13 protein-coding genes and 1 pseudogene are annotated in these 15,799 nt (G+C 46.6%); 8 read left to right on the top strand and 6 right to left on the bottom strand.

Annotation, left to right across the window (positions count from 1 at the left end):
- Nucleotides 1–1,099, bottom strand: a 1,099-nt coding sequence (locus QT974_RS16980; protein ID WP_333469616.1) for a class I SAM-dependent methyltransferase, incomplete at its 3' end; no start/stop codon positions are given.
- A gap of 620 nt (nucleotides 1,100–1,719) precedes the next feature.
- On the opposite strand from QT974_RS16980, the gene QT974_RS16975 reads away from it, so the two are divergent.
- Nucleotides 1,720–4,500: a phycobilisome rod-core linker polypeptide gene (locus QT974_RS16975; protein ID WP_333469615.1), complete on the top strand. Its 2,781-nt coding sequence runs from the start codon at nucleotides 1,720–1,722 to the stop codon at nucleotides 4,498–4,500.
- 143 nt (nucleotides 4,501–4,643) lie between these two features.
- Here QT974_RS16975 and QT974_RS16970 read toward each other — a convergent pair whose 3' ends face one another.
- Both QT974_RS16970 and QT974_RS16965 read right to left on the bottom strand, forming a co-directional pair.
- Nucleotides 4,644–5,171 carry a hypothetical protein gene (locus QT974_RS16970; protein ID WP_333469614.1) on the bottom strand — a complete coding sequence of 176 codons (528 nt, stop codon included), beginning with the start codon at nucleotides 5,169–5,171 and terminating at the stop codon, nucleotides 4,644–4,646.
- Nucleotides 5,172–5,314: 143 nt separating this feature from the next.
- Nucleotides 5,315–5,782, bottom strand: coding sequence for a MarR family winged helix-turn-helix transcriptional regulator (locus QT974_RS16965; protein WP_333469613.1), 468 nt, complete (start codon nucleotides 5,780–5,782; stop codon nucleotides 5,315–5,317).
- A gap of 306 nt (nucleotides 5,783–6,088) precedes the next feature.
- Between QT974_RS16965 and QT974_RS16960 the strand changes: the two genes are divergently transcribed.
- Genes QT974_RS16960 through QT974_RS16950 form a run of 3 tightly spaced genes read left to right on the top strand, consistent with a single transcriptional unit; the run spans nucleotide 6,089 to nucleotide 7,817 of the window.
- Complete coding sequence (locus tag QT974_RS16960; RefSeq protein WP_333469612.1) at nucleotides 6,089–6,331, top strand: hypothetical protein; 243 nt, start codon at nucleotides 6,089–6,091, stop codon at nucleotides 6,329–6,331.
- Nucleotides 6,324–6,842 (top strand): hypothetical protein, encoded by a 519-nt coding sequence (locus QT974_RS16955; protein ID WP_333469611.1) that lies wholly within the window; start codon nucleotides 6,324–6,326, stop codon nucleotides 6,840–6,842. The genes QT974_RS16960 and QT974_RS16955 overlap by 8 nt, the downstream gene beginning before the upstream one ends.
- A 48-nt stretch (nucleotides 6,843–6,890) precedes the next feature.
- Entirely contained in the window at nucleotides 6,891–7,817 is a 927-nt protein-coding gene (locus tag QT974_RS16950) for a pentapeptide repeat-containing protein (RefSeq protein WP_333469610.1), read from the top strand.
- 2 nt (nucleotides 7,818–7,819) lie between these two features.
- Here the strand turns inward: QT974_RS16950 and QT974_RS16945 are convergent, their stop codons facing one another.
- On the bottom strand, nucleotides 7,820–8,704 hold the full coding sequence (locus QT974_RS16945; protein WP_333469609.1) for a LysR family transcriptional regulator: 885 nt from the start codon (nucleotides 8,702–8,704) through the stop codon (nucleotides 7,820–7,822).
- Between the two features lie 240 nt (nucleotides 8,705–8,944).
- Between QT974_RS16945 and QT974_RS16940 the strand changes: the two genes are divergently transcribed.
- The 3 genes from QT974_RS16940 to QT974_RS16930 all read left to right on the top strand — a co-directional run bounded on the left by QT974_RS16940 (nucleotide 8,945) and on the right by QT974_RS16930 (nucleotide 12,490).
- Nucleotides 8,945–9,634 (top strand): type 1 glutamine amidotransferase domain-containing protein, encoded by a 690-nt coding sequence (locus QT974_RS16940; protein WP_333469608.1) that lies wholly within the window; start codon nucleotides 8,945–8,947, stop codon nucleotides 9,632–9,634.
- A gap of 391 nt (nucleotides 9,635–10,025) precedes the next feature.
- The gene (locus QT974_RS16935; RefSeq protein WP_333469607.1) at nucleotides 10,026–11,384 is read left to right on the top strand and encodes a P-loop NTPase fold protein; all 1,359 of its coding nucleotides are present in this window, start codon (nucleotides 10,026–10,028) and stop codon (nucleotides 11,382–11,384) included.
- Between the two features lie 152 nt (nucleotides 11,385–11,536).
- Nucleotides 11,537–12,490, top strand: coding sequence for a shikimate dehydrogenase (locus tag QT974_RS16930; protein WP_333469606.1), 954 nt, complete (start codon nucleotides 11,537–11,539; stop codon nucleotides 12,488–12,490).
- 128 nt (nucleotides 12,491–12,618) lie between these two features.
- On the opposite strand, the pseudogene QT974_RS16925 reads toward QT974_RS16930, so the two are convergent.
- Nucleotides 12,619–13,206 (bottom strand): annotated as a pseudogene (locus QT974_RS16925) (Uma2 family endonuclease).
- A 175-nt stretch (nucleotides 13,207–13,381) separates the two neighbouring features.
- Nucleotides 13,382–14,689, bottom strand: a complete 1,308-nt coding sequence (locus tag QT974_RS16920; RefSeq protein ID WP_333469605.1) for a helix-turn-helix domain-containing protein — start codon at nucleotides 14,687–14,689, stop codon at nucleotides 13,382–13,384.
- A 258-nt stretch (nucleotides 14,690–14,947) separates the two neighbouring features.
- Here QT974_RS16920 and QT974_RS16915 point away from each other — a divergent pair, with 258 nt between their 5' ends.
- Nucleotides 14,948–15,499 carry a hypothetical protein gene (locus QT974_RS16915; protein ID WP_333469604.1) on the top strand — a complete coding sequence of 184 codons (552 nt, stop codon included), beginning with the start codon at nucleotides 14,948–14,950 and terminating at the stop codon, nucleotides 15,497–15,499.
- The last annotated feature ends 300 nt before the right edge of the window (nucleotides 15,500–15,799 follow it).

The following is a 15,799-nucleotide window of genomic DNA, read 5'->3' as shown; positions in this document are numbered from 1 at the left end:
AAGGGGGGGCTGGGGGGGGTGCGCAAGCTTGCAAAAACTCAAACTCGGTACTTGACAAATTGATTAATTGGTAGTTGCAATCAAACACTTGTTGACTCGGCCAACCGTGCAGACAACTACTCAACTCTGGAATTGCCGCCAAAAGTGCTTTATCATCCGACCAATCAATCTTATTAACAGGCTTTTTACCCAAGAAAAACTCGTAATGAGTGATTTCTGTATCCAACAATTCAATTAATCGATAAAGCTCCCGTTCGGTCAAATTCTTCGCTCTTTCCATCAACTCCGGTGCTTTAGCCAAAAGTCGCTCTAACTGCCAATATCCCGGATTTGAGAAACCGATAAATTCCAATCCCGAAGCGTCGATCAACTCGAACAATGTCTCGATATTGTAGTCAATTTCCTGCGGGTGAACGTACATATCCGCAAAACATTCGTCCCGCTGATTTTCTCCTGCCCAACGCTGTTTTTCGTACTTGACAAGACGGTTGGTTTCTGGTAAGGAATTAAAGATTTGACGGCCGACTTTGACGCCATCGGGATAGTCACCTTTTTGCGGGCCTTGGAGAAGCCCGATCGCCCTTTGCATCAATTGAATTTCCCAGCGGCCCAATTCAGCATAAACAAAAATGTGCATCAAACCACCAGGAGCCAACTTCGCCGCCAGTGCTTGAATGCCGCGAATCGGATCGGGTAAATGATGCAGCACGCCCACGCAGTTGATCAAATCGAACTCGCCTTCTAACTGATCGGCATCGTAAATGCTGAGGTGGCGAAAATCTGCTTCGCGCGCGCCCGATCGCCGACAGCGTTCTTGTGCTACTTTCAAAGCACCGGAACTAAGGTCGATCGCCGTTACCGCAGCTTCGGGATTGAGGTGAATCAGGTAATCGGTACTCGAACCAGTGCCGCAGCCAGCATCTAAAATCCGAATATCCAGTTTTGGCGGCTTTTGGCCGTTGCAAAAATTGTAAGCATCAGGCCAACTCCAGCGCCAGTTGTAGCCTGGGGGCGGTTCATCTGACAAAGGATCGGGCGGGAAAGGGAAAGTATCGTAAAGCCGCCGCACCGCAGCACTGATATCGGGTGAAGTTTCCATAAATTAGGGAAGAATTTTAAGTGTTGAGTTGGGCTTCGGGATGGGATTGGACTGACGGCTGACAACTGACGGCTGACAACTGCCTACTGACAACTGCCTACTGACAACTGCCTACTGACAGCTTCCGCGTAATAAAACTTATCATTTTTTCTCATATAAGCTCTCTTAAATCTATACAATAAATCTCGGCAGGCTTTTTAACAAACGAGGACTGTCCATCACCCACCGCTGAGCTTTCGGGTAAAGCGGAGTCGTCTTTCAGCAGAGTAAAAGACCCAGAAAAAGGCAGAAGAAAATTTTGGATTTTCTTTTTCCTTAATTGACGGCACTGGCTGCGATCGTCGCAGGAGTCAGCTCTCCTGTCTTTGTATTTTTTCCAGGAATGTACGGGCGAAGCAAGCGCGGAAGGACTGCCGGCGCCTGTCTTCGGGTCGGACATTTCCCGGCAGGACGAAAGATGAAACCAAAACATTTTAATCTAAGAAAGTAAGCGCCCCAACCTCGTGACAGGTGAAGGCAAAAAGTAAACAAAGCAAAAATACCTAATTTTACCTGCATCAGAAGGCAAGGTTAGTCTGGGTAAATGCTGCAACGATTTAGATAGGGAGCGAAGGAGTCTAATGACTGTAAAAGCAAGTGGTGGAAGCTCAGTTGCACGTCCGCAACTATATCAAACTGTACCAGTCGCAACGATTTCGCAAGCTGAACAGCAAGACCGCTTCCTACAGCGGGGCGAACTCAGCGAACTGGCAAGCTATTTCAGTTCCGGTGGTCTTCGGATCGAAATTTCAGAGACACTGACCAGAAACTCGGAACTGATAGTATCCCGCGCAGCCAACCGGATTTTTGTCGGCGGTTCCCCGCTGGCATTTTTGGAAAGACCAGCAGAACCTGTGATGGCTATGGCTGGCGCAACTCGCGGCGGCTCGGTAAATGTCTCTGAGGGCATGAAACTGGGAACTGTTACTTACGTTGAAGGTCGCGCAGGTGGCGGCGGTAGCAGCAAAGGCTCAGGTAGCGGCGGATTTTTGGGCTTGGGAAATCTGTTTTCCACTAACGGCGGCGGTGGCGGCCCAATTCCAGCAGGATTCCAGCCGATTAATGTCTCGCGCTACGGCCCGAGCAACATGACCAAATCTCTGCGGGATTTGAGCTGGTTTTTGCGCTACATTACCTACGCGATCGTTGCTGGCGACCCGAACATTATTTCGGTGAACGTCCGCGGATTGCGGGAAATTATCGAAAATGCTTGCTCGTCGGCGGCGACAATTGTAGCAATGCAGGAAATGAAGGCTGCATCTTTGAACTATTTCAAGAATGATGATGCCGCACGTACGATCGTCGCACAGTATTTTGACGTAGCAATTACCGAATTCAAAGCTCCGACACCTTCACCGAAGGTGCGTCAGCGCGAAACCAACGACCAGCAAGGGCTGCAACTGCCTCAAATCTACTTCAACGCAGCCGAAAATCGGGCGAAATTCGTCATGAAGACGGGTCTGTCGTCGGCTGAAAAGATTGAAGTAATTAAAGCAGCTTACCGCCAAGTTTTTGAGCGCGACATTACCCGCGCTTACAGCCAAAGCATTTCTGACTTGGAATCAAAGGTCAAAAACGGCGAAATCTCGATGAAAGAGTTTATCCGCCGTTTGGGTAAATCTCCTCTGTACCGCCAGCAATTCTACGAGCCGTTTGTTAACAGCCGCGCTGTAGAACTGGCTGCTCGTCACTTCCTCGGCCGCGGTTTGAGCTCGCGAGAAGAATTTAGCAAGTATTTTGCGATCGTCACCAAAGGCGGCCTGGCAGCCCTCGTAGACGCAATGGTCTATTCTCAGGAATATTCCGACTACTTCGGCGAAGAAACAGTCCCTTACCTGCGCGGTTTGGGCCAAGAAGCTCAGGAATGTCGCAACTGGGGCCCACAAATTGATTTGTTCAATTTTAGCGCTCCGTTCCGCAAGGTTCCTCAGTTCATCACCTTGTTTGCTGGCTACACTCAGCCGCTACCCGACCAGCACGTTTACGGCGTTGGTAACGACCCCTTAGAAATTCAGTTCGGGGCGATTTTCCCGAAAGAAACTCGCAACCCCAAGAGCCGTCCCGCTCCCTTCGGGAAGGACACTCGTCGTATTTTGATCCGTCAAGGTGCGGGGATTGACAATCAGTTGAGCAATCCGGGTGCTCGCGGTGCGGCTCCTGGTTCTCTGGGGCCCAAGGTCTTTAAACTAGACCAGTTACCCAGCAACTATGTGGCTTCCAAGAAAACTGCCCGCGGTGCTTCTAGCAGCTACAGCAATGCTTCCAGTGTCAAATATACCGAAAGTTCCACCCAAGCGGTGATTCGGGCTGCTTACCTGCAAGTGTTTGGTCGCGATGTGTTCGACGGCCAGCGCCAAAAGGTGGCGGAAATTAAGCTGGAAAACGGCGACATTCCGATGCGTGAGTTTATTCGGATGTTGGCGAAGTCGGATGTGTTCCGCAATATGTACTGGAGCAAGCTTTACGTTTGTAAGGCGATCGAGTACATCCACCGCCGACTCCTGGGACGCCCTACCTACGGCCGCCAGGAAATGAATGCTTACTTTGACATTTGCGCTAAGAAGGGTTTCTACGCGCTGGTCGATAGCATTATGGACAGTCTGGAGTACAACGAAGCTTTCGGGGAAGATACTGTCCCCTACGAGCGTTACGTGACTCCGGGTGGTTTGTCGATGCGCACGATGCGATCGAGCTCCTTTGGTGAGAAAAAGGTCAACGTTGAGCCGATCGCAGAAACACCTCGGTTTATCGAATTGGGAACTGCCAGCGATGGCGGAGATATTCAGTTACAAAATCGCCTTGCTCAAGGTGTCAGCAAGCGGCGCGAACAAACGAAGGTGTTCAAGCTGACGACTACTTCGGACAAAGTAGCTTTGAAAACTTTAATTCAAGCTGCTTACCGTCAAGTTTTTGAGCGTGACATGAATGCGTATGTGAAGAATGAATTCACGGCTCTCGAAAGCAAACTGGGTAACAATGAAATCAATCTCAAGGAGTTCATTGAAGGTTTAGGTTGCTCGCCGCTGTACGTGAAACAGTTCTACGCACCTTATCCCAATACTAAGGTGATTGAGTTGGGAACGAAGCACTTCTTGGGTCGCGCTCCTCGCAATCAAGCTGAGATTCGGACGTACAACCAAATCTTGGCAAGTAAAGGGATTAAGGGCTTTATCAACGCGATGTTGAACAGTGTTGAATATGCCGAAGCGTTTGGCGAGGATACTGTTCCTTACCGTCGTTTCCCGACTCTACCTGCGGCTAATTTCCCGAATACTGAAAGACTGTACAACCAGTTGACTAAGCAGAATGCTGATGTTGTGGTTCCGAGTTTTGAGCCTGCGGCTACTACTGATAGAAGTTAGATTTATTTGAGTTTTTAGATGTTAGATTGTCATTAATTTAACATCTAAAATAGTTGAAGGGCTGGTGTAATTGCCAGCCCTTTTTTATTACAGGTTTGTTGTTGCGCTGTACCACCATTGTTATGCTGCTGCAACTTTCTGGACTAATCTGCACTGACTTGACTCTTGGCTTTAGCGGGTCGTCTTCCCCAAGGCTTTAGAACCGAGATCCCAATGATGACAACCAGAGAAAGCACTTGAATTAGAGTTCCGAGCAACACGCCCTTAGCATCGAAGCCGTATACTGGATTGCCAAGTGCTTGTAATCCTTCTTGCGCTGACAATTTTTCAGCAGCATTACCCCACGGAAATAGCCAGAAGGTTCCAAATACAACTAATGCAGTCGTTAGAACCCACTTTACAATCACCCAGTAAAATTTGGTAAATCCATAGTTCGTTACCCAACAAAGGAACGTTGCTGTAACGACTGAACCAATGGCTGAGGGAATTACAATCCAGTCATCCAGTAGATTAATTGCAGAATCGAGAGCATTCAGTACGTCGGCGTTGGTTGATTTTGTGTTTCTGTGCGACAAAACAAACATACTCAAGACGGCTCCCGTCCACAGCGCGGCAAACCCAACGTGTGCTGACAGCAACCAGTTTTTTTGATTGATACTCAGTTTTGGCATTTTCCCTCCTAAGCTGTTGCAATTTGAAAACCGCAAAAATCTCAGCCCGCATTGATTTAAGCTGTGCGACCCATAAACTCAATATATTGATAGTTAATATATTAACTAATTTGCAAAAAGTCAATAGTCAAGGGCTAATACCGCTAGAGAAAATTCTGAACAATTCGATCGAGGAGCATCAAAGCGGTTTCTTGTTCTGCTTCTGGAATGTTCTCAGTCGCCTTTTGAATAGTGTCGGCGCCAAGTGCTGGCAAAACATACATGAGCTGCTTTCCTTCGTCTGTCAGCCAAATTCGCACGATACGGCGATCGTCGGCGTCACGTTCTCGGTAAACAAGGTTGCGCTCTTCCATGCGATCGACTACTCCTGTCAGCGTTGCTCCCAACTGCTTGAGCTTGTCAGCGATTCCAGAAGTAGAAAGACCGTCTTCTTCCCACAGACAGCATAAGACAAGGTAGTGAAATGGAGTTATACCGTAGGGTTCAAGCCGTTCTAAAAAGTCGCGGTACATCACTTGAGACGCAAGTTTCAGCTTGTATCCCAAGTTGTAAGGAGCCAGAGCGTATTTCCATTGCTGGAGAAATTCAGCATTCGACGATGAACTAGGCATTTTATAAAGGCTTTGGCTGCTAAACCAAATAGTTAATTTGTTAACTATTCTATGCCGATCGCTGCACTACCTGTCTCAAACCATAGTCCTAGCAACCATCTTCAGATTACCTAACCTGGCAATTCAACAGTAAGCTTCAAATATTCTCGTTCGCTATGGTAATGCTGTAGCGGGGGATTTTTGGTGATGTTACCGTTTGGCATCTGTATAATTTAAGTTATGCGAATGCGCCCCGGTGAGTGAGGACACACTCAACCGAGACGACTTCTCCAAAGTCCGACTATCCGAACTAGGAGTAATTTAAGTATGCCAAAACCCAGATACGACGACCAGAAAGATGAAACCCGCCATGCCGCAGTCAGTGAAGAATACTGTGAAGACATGGCAGACACTTACGGGTGGACGCTGAAGCAGGCAGAGCTAGTCGCAACTGATGTTTTACCTGTTTTACCTGTGGATTGCGTTTTTGATGGCTACTGCGAGTTTCCACCCTCTCGCATGGATTTAACGCAAGGCGACTATTTCAAGGAGGAAAAAGAAGATGCGTAAACTGATTCTGTTCAAAGCGGATAAAGGTGAAATTGCAAAGTACCGTCAGGAAACTGAGACACAAATCGGAAAGTCATTTTACCGCATTGCGAATGTGGGTTCAGTACCCTCTTTGATCGATACCATTGCCGAACACTACGACTCTAGCAGCAAGCCTGCTCCTGCGATCGGATACAGACTGACGGAAACTGTGCCAGAAGACCGTGACTCCTTTCGAGATAGTGGCTGGGAAGTTATTCGGGTGGAAGAATACACCCCAGAAATCCCGCCTCCCTATGGTGCAGGGTTTGATACAATTTGCATTTGCTACTGTGTTTATAAGCCTTTAACACCTGAAGATGTCTGGATGAAAAAGGCTCACCGCCTTGCTCCATCCCTAGATTCCTTTGGTGGTGATGACAAGGCGTATCAGGAGTGGCTAGCTACCCAGTCCGAGGAAGCGCAGGCTGAATCGAAATCGGCAACGGAGTGGCTTAAGGCTCAAGAAAAACAGCCTGCTGAGGTGCAGTAAGCGAGTTGATACCCGCTCACCTCCAGGGCGGATATCATTTGGAAATAGATGGATATTGTTAAATTAGACAGTAAGCGCAGTCGTTATATAGGAATGGATTGGCAAACCAAGCAGCATCCATTTACGATCGCACCGAATGATTCTCTAATCTGTTGCGATTTAAGAGGTTGTATCTTTGATAAACTAGATTTATCGGGATGTGAGTTTTTTGGGTGTCGGTTGAATGGAACATCATTTCAAGGAGCGACTTTGTATGAAGCAAAATTTATTGGCTGTTTTTCTGATGAAGCCGATCGCCCAACGGATTTTAGAAAGGCGATCGGCACAGATATATCAGTAGAATCTTCTCACATAAACTTTTTATCAGAAGAACATCAGCCAAATTTTCAAAATAGTTTCTGGGATGATAAATTGATTCTGGCAGACTCGATCCCAGATAATATCAAATGGCCTTCGGAAGTGGCAAATGCTGCTGCTGATACACTCTCAGAACGCAATGATGTTAGATACAATTCTGCTGTAAAATTGGGAGAATTAGATAATCCAGTTGTTTCTCCTTTACTGGGTTGCTTGCTTGCTGACAAGGAATGGGATGTAAGGGCGATCGCCCTGGAAGTATTAGGCAAGTTACGACATCAGGAATTTTGGTATGGTGACGAAGTATTATTAGAGTGGATGTTTTGGTGTCTGGGAGACAAGCATTCGATCGTGCGACAGACAGCCGTTGAACTTGTAGAAACTATTTCACCGCCGGATCGCGTTTTGCTGACTTCTATTAATAGAATGGTTGTAGGTACTTCTGATGAGGAGCGACTGGCGGGTTTGCTGGCGGCTATTGAACTCTGTCAACTCGATGATGATTATGTCGATTTATGCGATCGACAAGTAATTGATTCTCTACTTTTAGATGGAGGATCTGAAGTTCGCACCGAATCCTCGCTCCTGCTTGAGATTATTGGCGATCGGCAGATTTAGAATTATTGAAATTTGCAAAATTCTAACATCCGTTGAATTTTTGGCAACTGTCTTTCAGATTTCCGAAAAGCCAGCCAGATGCGATTGGTAACAGCCTGTGCAGGTTTGAGGACAAGTGTCAAGCGCTTTTCTGTCACCCAATTTGCACACAAGTAATCGGGAAGTACGCTAAACCCAAATCCGCATTCCACAGCTTGTCTAATCGCTCTTAAATCGGGCATAATTAGTTTGGGTTGAATGTCGATTCTTCTGCCAAATACCACGCGCCAAAAGCGGCGGGCGATCGGCAATTCTTCGCTGTAAGCAATCCACGGTTGGGTTAGCAGCCATTGAGCTAGCTGATTTAAGTCTGTTTTGCTGATTTCTTCGGCAATTGGAACTACGAGATTTGGTGGCCCGACTAGCCAAAAAGTTTCTTCAAATAATAATTGATATTCTATATCGGATAAAGTGATTTTTTGCGTAGCAATTACAATGTCGAGTTTTCCGGCTTTGAGTTGTGGGATTAATTCTGGCGTTAATCCAAATTGTACTGTGTAAAAAGTTCGCTCTTCCTGCGGGAGTCGATCGAGCATTCGTTCGGTAAAATATTCTTGCGGCGTACCGATTCTGATGGTTTGCGGTGTTTCGGCTGTGGAGTTTTTGTGGGGAACTGATTCTAGTTTCTCGATCGCACCAGCAACTTGAGTATACAGTCTTTGTCCCGCTTCAGTCGGAACCATCCGCCTCGCAGTCCTTTGAAACAAGGGATTTCCCAAAGCTGACTCTAGGGCTGCGATGTGTTGGCTGACAGCCGGTTGGGTGAGGTGGAGAACTTGGGCGGCGCCCGATACGGTTCCCACGCGGTAAACCTCGATAAAGCTCCGATACCATTCAAAGTTAATCATATACAGTCAGTTGTCAATTGTCGGTTGTCAGTGGTCAGTTGCGATCGGGAAGAACAGTTTAGTTATCGTCGCCAGAGAAGGAAGAAGGGAAATGCTGTTGAGCGCAATGGTTTCAACTGCCGTCTTATCTATAAATATATTTATATCTAACCTAAAGTTTGATAATTTGTATTTTAGATGAAGTTGACCTACGATGAAAACAAGAGGCACAAAAATACCTGACAGCAAAAGCAATAAACTATGATTAGCCAAAAAGTTCTGATTGTTTTGACCAGCCACGATACACTGGGCGATACTGGGAAAGAAACTGGTTTCTATCTCCCAGAAGTAACCCATCCATTGGATGCTTTTACTAAAGCTGGATTAACTGTAGATTTTGTGAGTCCCAAAGGTGGCAAAGCTCCGATGGTTGGGATTGATTTGGAAGACCCGCTAAATAAGGCTTTTTTAGACGATTCCGAGCAGGTTTTGCGAGTCGAAAATACTCTCAATCCTGCACAAATTGACCCCGCAAAATATGGCGCTATTTTCTATGATGGCGGACACGGGACGATGTGGGATTTCGCTGATAACTCTCGACTCGCTGAAATTGCGGCTGCTATTTATGAAGCAGGCGGAATTGTCGGTGCTGTCTGTCACGGGCCTGCGGCGTTAGTCAATATTAAGCTGTCTGACGGTACATACCTGGTTGCTGACAAGACTGTGGCTGCTTTTACTAATGAAGAGGAAGCCGCTGTGGGATTGACTGATATCGTGCCGTTTTTGCTGGAGTCAACATTAATCGAACGCGGGGCGAAGTTTACCAAGGTTGCTAATTTTGAGGTTTGTGTTGTGGCGAGCGATCGACTCGTCACAGGTCAAAACCCCGCTTCCGCGGCAGGTGTAGGCGAACGAATCGTAGAATTGATGCAAAATCAACTGACTAAATAATCGATCGGGGCGGCTGCAATTGTCCGCCCTTTCTACATTCGGTTAACCGTATTAAAATAGCTGCTTTTAGTCGAGAACATTACCCCTAACTGTTCGTCGTTGATTTGAAACTGCCAAATTAGCGATCGCCCGCGTTAGATAGTGTCCGGTGCATTACCCGCAATCAATGCGATCGCCGTCACTATTTTAGTTTAATTGCAAATTAAAAATAATCAAGTCCTGACTGCTAACCAATGGTATTTAAGTGGGGTTGGTGATTGCGGATTCTGAGATACATCCGGATATTGACAGACAAATAAAATATCAAAATAAATCGCTACTTGTTCGGATTGCTCAAATACCGAAATGAAGAAGTTATTAGGGCATAATGTTATAAAACAGGGAAGATGGTATGGAACTAAATTTACGGAAATTTTATAAAGCTTGCAATCCCAGCTACACCCTAGCGGTAGCAAATGCAGAAGACAGACAATATTATATCGATTTTTCGTCAGTACGGGGCGGCACAATCGTAGAACAATTGGAGCGCACCATCAGCCGTCTCTCGCCCGATGTTCCTACCTGTCAATTGTTCACCGGTCACATCGGCTCGGGGAAATCCACAGAATTGCTGCGCCTCCAAGCTCAATTGCAGGAGCAAGGATTTCATGTGGTTTATTTTGAGTCGAGCAAAGACTTAGATATGGCTGATGTCGATATCACTGATATTTTGTTGAGCGTGGCGCGTCAGGTGAGCGAAAGTATTGAAAAAATGAAAATAAAGCTGCAACCGACGGGTTTTAAAGCTTTGCTCAAGGGAGTTGCTGATGTTTTTCAAACTCAAATAGATTTGAGGGCTGAAGCTAATGTCCCCGGTTTGGGCGAAATAAATGCTAGCACTGAGGGAGAATTTTCTCTGGCGTTGGGAATTGGGAAAATTACTGCGAAGGCGAAAGATGCTCCGAATTTGCGATCGGAGTTGCGGCAATATTTGGAACCCAGAACTAACGTAATTTTAGATGCGCTAAATAAGGAGTTGCTGGAACCTGCAAATCAAGAACTCCAGCGCCAAGGAAAACAGGGACTTGTGGTAATTATCGACAATCTCGATCGCATTCACCTGTGCACCAAACCAACGGGGCGGATGCAGCCTGAATATCTGTTTGTCGATCGCGGCGAACAGTTGGCAAGACTAAATTGCCATGTTGTGTATACAATTCCTTTGGTGCTAATTTTCTCTAACGACTTGGGTCAGTTGACCAACCGTTTCGGGGTAGATCCCAAGGTTTTGCCGATGGTGCCGGTGCAGTTGAGCGACGGTTCTGAGTGCTCTCTTGGTATCGAATTGCTGCGACAGATGGTTCTAGCGCGCGCTTTTCCGACGGTTGAGGCTTCTGAGCGCTATGCTTTGGTTGGCAAAATTTTCGATTCGGGGGAAACACTCGATCGCCTCTGTCGAGTGAGCGGGGGTCATGTCCGCAATTTGTTACAACTGCTGTATAGCTGTCTGCAAAAACAAGACCCTCCTCTGTCGCGGGAAACTTTGGAAAATGTGATTGTTCAGCGCCGCCACCAGCTTAGTTTGGCTATAGAACCGGAGGAATGGAAATTGCTGCGCCAAGTATCAGCTACCAAAACAGTTAGTGGCGAAACTAAATACCAAATTTTGCTGCGCAGTCTCTGGGTGTTTGAATACCGTTACGGCGAGGATTACTGGTTTGATGTCAATCCAATTTTGGCTGACGCAAAAGAGTTTTTGATTGAGAGTTGATTAATGTTATTGGTTATTTGTTATTAGCGTCCGCGAGTAACCCTTCGACCCTTCGACTCCGCGAGCGGGCACCGCTAGGCTCAGAGCGCCGCAAGTAACAAATAACAAGTAACAAATAACAAGTAACCAATAACAAGTAACCAATAACAAAAATGATTAAAGGCACTACTAAACTGCTCGGAGTAATCGGTCATCCGATCGCACATTCTCTGTCGCCGGCGATGCACAATGCTGCTATTTCCCACTTGGGAGTCGATTTTGTTTACCTCCCCTTGCCGGTAAAACCAGAGGATTTAAAGGCTGCGTTGGCGGGATTTGGGGCGATCGACCTTCGGGGATTTAGCATCACGATTCCCCACAAACAAGCCATCTTACCGTTGCTGGCGGAGGTTTCTCCGATCGCCCGGGCGATCGGCGCAGTCAATACCGTATACCGGACTGACAAAGGTTGGTGCGGCACAAATACCGACGTAGAAGGCTTTCTCGCACCGCTCCGCAGCAGGGCGGGCACGGGGGCACCGCCCCTACAAACGGGCGAGAATTGCGTCAAAGTCCCCCTTCTTAAGGGGGATTTAGGGGGATCTCCCGGTTCCGATTGGAGTCAGAAAGTAGCGGTAATTTTGGGGAATGGCGGGGCTGCTAGGGCTGTGGTGGCTGGATGCGCTCAATTGGGATGTGCCGAGATTCACGTTGTCGGCCGCAACGCCCAAAATTTAGCCCAATTCCAGCAGAGTTGGGTTAATTCTCCGATGCCGATGCAGAATTTGCAGGTGCATACTTGGGATAATTTGTCAATGTTAATTTCGCAGGCGGATTTGCTGGTGAACACTACGCCCGTGGGGATGTACCCGCACGGGGAAAAGTCGCCGGTTGCTGCTGCGGAGCTCGATCGCCTTTGTGCAGGTGCGATCGTCTACGATTTAATTTACACCCCAAATCCTACTCAATTCCTCAAAGATGCGCAGCTTCGGGGGGCGCGAGCCATTGACGGACTCGAAATGCTAGTTCAACAAGGAGCAGCGGCCTTAAAAATTTGGCTGGATAGAGAATCCGTCCCAGTCGATGTGATGCGCCAAACCTTGCGGCAGCATTTAGGTTTAGACTAATCCCTGTTATTAACAAACTAGCCATGCTTTTTTAGAAGTGTCAAATTAAGCAGTTAAGGCAGGAAATTCTGAAGCTCGATACCTACCCTTCACGGACTTTTAGATGAAAAGAAAGAGCGATCGTTTTTTTACACATCTAAAACTTGTTCTGCTGTTAGCGCTAATTCTGGGAAAGTTCGGGATATAATTCGATCAGTTACTCGGAAAGCAGTCATTTGATAAACCCCATTTTCATCGAGTAGATAAACAAAAACAGTCGGTTCTTTCGGATTCCCCAAATAGTTTCTGCTACCCAAAGCTAAATAATCGACAATCCAATATTCAGGAATTCCCAGCCGCTGATATTCATCCAGCTTGTCGATATAATCATCTTCCCAATTTGTCGAGACAACTTCTACCACTAATTGCGGTGGTTAAGTTAGGGCTGAATAGGCGAAGGGCTGCGATTTCCAGATGGTTTTGTCTACTACAGTAACGTCAGGATGGCGGCCTTGTTCTTTACCATTTGGAGTTAACGTCCTCACCATAATTCTGCCAGATATTCTGTAATTAAGATTGAGGCGTTTTACTTCGTCGTGGAACGTATTTTCAATAAAATCAGCTACATTTTCGTGCAGTCTGATTGTTGGTAAGATTTTGACAATCTGTCCATTAACAAGTTCATAGCGGCCATCTTCATCGGGAAGTTGCTTGATGAATCGATCGAAAGTAAGCATTTGTTTAGGTTGAGTACGAGTTGCAGTCATAGTTTTCTCTCATTTAGCTAGATATTTAGGACAGAACTTACGCACGGGTGGTCAGAAACCGGGTTTTTGCGACAATACTTCGTTCAAGCCCGCAAAAACGACCAAAAACCCGGTTTCTTTGATATTATGCGTAAGTCCTGTAAGACTATTCTGCAACCATTTTAACATACTGTTTTAACACAGGTGGAATCGCGAGCATGGTTTCAGATTCACAGCTCAAATTGGTAATTATTCCCCGTTTGATTAAAGATTGAATTGCTGTGAATAATTCGCCTTGCGAGCCTTGACATTTCGCCATCAATTGAGTAAGCAAAACAGGTTCGATTTCATTACTGAGTTGCGAAATCGCCTGTTTTTCTCTTTCCGACAACCGCTGATAGTGCTGCTGCAATATCGGTGTCAATTCGTCACTTAAAAATACTGGTTGATAGCTTAAATATTGAGAGACTCTTCCGTTAAATAAGTTGTTAATAGTTTGAGTGACTAATTTTAACCAAAGGGGATTGCCTTGATAAAGCTCAATCAATTCTGGCCAGTATTCTTCATCTAATAAACCTTTTTCTTTAAGAATTTCTGTTGCTGCTTCACCTAAACCAGTTAACTGCAACAAACAAACTGCTGAATTATCGTCGGTGAATGTGAGGATGTCTGAGGGAGGTTCCCAACTATTGAGGATTAAGCAACTGTTGTGGGGGATTTCACCGATGAGTTTAAATAGGGTTCCGTAGTTTTCATATCCGGGTTTGTAATTTCCTGCAAGTTGCCCGCTGCTGAGAATTTGCTGCACGTCATCGAGGATGATGAGACAGCGATTGTCGCGCAATGTTTCTATGAGGATTGACAATTGAGCATCGGTGTTGGTGGGGAAAACCCCCCCTTCGCCCCCCCGAACTTCGGGGGGGTTGGGGGGGTCTTGGTTAGAAAGAAATTGAATCAGTTCTGCCAGTATCTCTTCTACGGGAGGGGCATTGCGGAGACTGCGCCAAATCACAAATTCAAATCGTGATTGTAGTTGTTGGGCTAGCTTGGCAGCCAAAGCTGTTTTACCAATTCCACCCATCCCCAGCAACACTACCAAACGGCAATTATCCTGTACAATCCATTGTTCTAAAGTGGTCAGTTCCTCACTGCGACCGTAAAAAACCGAGACATCGGGTGCCTCGCCCCAATCTTGGTGTCTGTTGGGCATCAAGAGAGAGGATTTCACGTCTACAGACTGGGATGGAACCGTCTCGCCCAAGTCAGAAATCTCTCGCCAATTCAGCCCCAATTTTCCACAAATTTCCACAAACGTCGCATAATCAACGGTTTTTCCGGTGAGGAACCTGCTGAGTGTTGATAAAGCAAGTCCTAATTCTTCAGCAAACGCTCTTTGGCTGGGAAAGCCATTGCGCTGGAGGGCTAATTTGGCGATCTGAATGCAGTCGCTGCGAACTTTGAGCGATCGTGACATACCCTATACCCTTGAAAATTCTGCATATTCTAGTAAGTTACACGGAAGTCGGTCACAAATCAGTACGTTCTCAGTCTCGATCTCGGTCAACGGCAAGTTTCAATAAATTTAGTAGAGATGAGCAGTCCGATGCGGGTTGTCGATCGAAGTAAAACAGCGGTCACTTAGAACCTCAGAACCAACACAAATGTTATTGGGCTGAGGGACGCTTTAACTCACTTGAAACACAAAATTACAAGTAATTAGGAGAAATAAACAATGCCGAAGCCAAAAAGTAAGAGGACTGTTCTGCTGCAAAGCAGTAACCATGACTCTGAGTTCGACTCTTTGAGAGATGCCGTTGCTGATTCAACAAAGGTTACTCTAAAAAACCTGATTATTGCCAACGGCACAGGAGGGTCACAGGAGGAACCAACCGAGAGCCGGGGTAATGACCTAACTGGGGAGGATTACTCCGAGGCTAGCCCTTACGATACAATTCCCACTGACAATGGCAACGACGGGTTCCGCTCTACATTGGGAATTATTAATACTGGCAATAATGGCGACGACTTCCTAATTGGGGGGTACTCCGAACTTCGTCCTATTTCTGAAATTATTACCCTCCCTCCCGAGCGACCCAAGCCAAGCCCGGCGTTCACTGACAGGATAGACGGTGAAATTTCTTTCCAATTCGTCGGATTCCCCGGACTCTCCGCGATTGGGCGCAGTCAAGAGGCAGTGTCAGAATTCAGTGGTGTCAGTTCAGTTGAGGCTACTCTCCTCCTACCTTCGCTTCAAAAAGTTCGAGAGCAAAGGCTCTTTGGCTGAGAAAGCCATTGCGTTGGAGGGCTAATTTAGCGATCTGAATGCAGTCACTGCGAACTTTGAGCGATCGTGACATACCCTATTCCCCCGAAATTCTGCACATTCTAGTAAGTTACACGGAAGTCGGTCACAAATCAGTACGTTCTCAGTCTCGATCTCGGTCAAGTGCAAGTTTCAATGAATTTATTAGAGATGAACGGTTCAGTTAAGCTCGATCTCCCTGGCACACCCCTTCCCAAGGGGGGGACAAGAACTTACTCAAAGTCCCCCTTCTTAAGGGGGATTTAAAGGGATCTCCGAGGA

Origin of the sequence: Microcoleus sp. BM001215392 (assembly GCF_036700185.1) — a bacterium.
Classification (GTDB): domain Bacteria; phylum Cyanobacteriota; class Cyanobacteriia; order Cyanobacteriales; family Microcoleaceae; genus Microcoleus.
This window is presented reverse-complemented; position numbering and strand designations above follow the sequence as displayed.

Bases quoted from the DNA above. Each gene is read 5' to 3' on its own strand.
- QT974_RS16975 (WP_333469615.1), top strand. From the start codon at position 1,720: ATGACTGTAAAAGCAAGTGGTGGAAGCTCAGTTGCACGTCCGCAACTA.
- QT974_RS16970 (WP_333469614.1), bottom strand. From the start codon at position 5,171: ATGCCAAAACTGAGTATCAATCAAAAAAACTGGTTGCTGTCAGCACAC.
- QT974_RS16965 (WP_333469613.1), bottom strand. From the start codon at position 5,782: ATGCCTAGTTCATCGTCGAATGCTGAATTTCTCCAGCAATGGAAATAC.
- QT974_RS16960 (WP_333469612.1), top strand. From the start codon at position 6,089: ATGCCAAAACCCAGATACGACGACCAGAAAGATGAAACCCGCCATGCC.
- QT974_RS16955 (WP_333469611.1), top strand. From the start codon at position 6,324: ATGCGTAAACTGATTCTGTTCAAAGCGGATAAAGGTGAAATTGCAAAG.
- QT974_RS16950 (WP_333469610.1), top strand. From the start codon at position 6,891: ATGGATATTGTTAAATTAGACAGTAAGCGCAGTCGTTATATAGGAATG.
- QT974_RS16945 (WP_333469609.1), bottom strand. From the start codon at position 8,704: ATGATTAACTTTGAATGGTATCGGAGCTTTATCGAGGTTTACCGCGTG.
- QT974_RS16940 (WP_333469608.1), top strand. From the start codon at position 8,945: ATGATTAGCCAAAAAGTTCTGATTGTTTTGACCAGCCACGATACACTG.
- QT974_RS16935 (WP_333469607.1), top strand. From the start codon at position 10,026: ATGGAACTAAATTTACGGAAATTTTATAAAGCTTGCAATCCCAGCTAC.
- QT974_RS16930 (WP_333469606.1), top strand. From the start codon at position 11,537: ATGATTAAAGGCACTACTAAACTGCTCGGAGTAATCGGTCATCCGATC.
- QT974_RS16920 (WP_333469605.1), bottom strand. From the start codon at position 14,689: ATGTCACGATCGCTCAAAGTTCGCAGCGACTGCATTCAGATCGCCAAA.
- QT974_RS16915 (WP_333469604.1), top strand. From the start codon at position 14,948: ATGCCGAAGCCAAAAAGTAAGAGGACTGTTCTGCTGCAAAGCAGTAAC.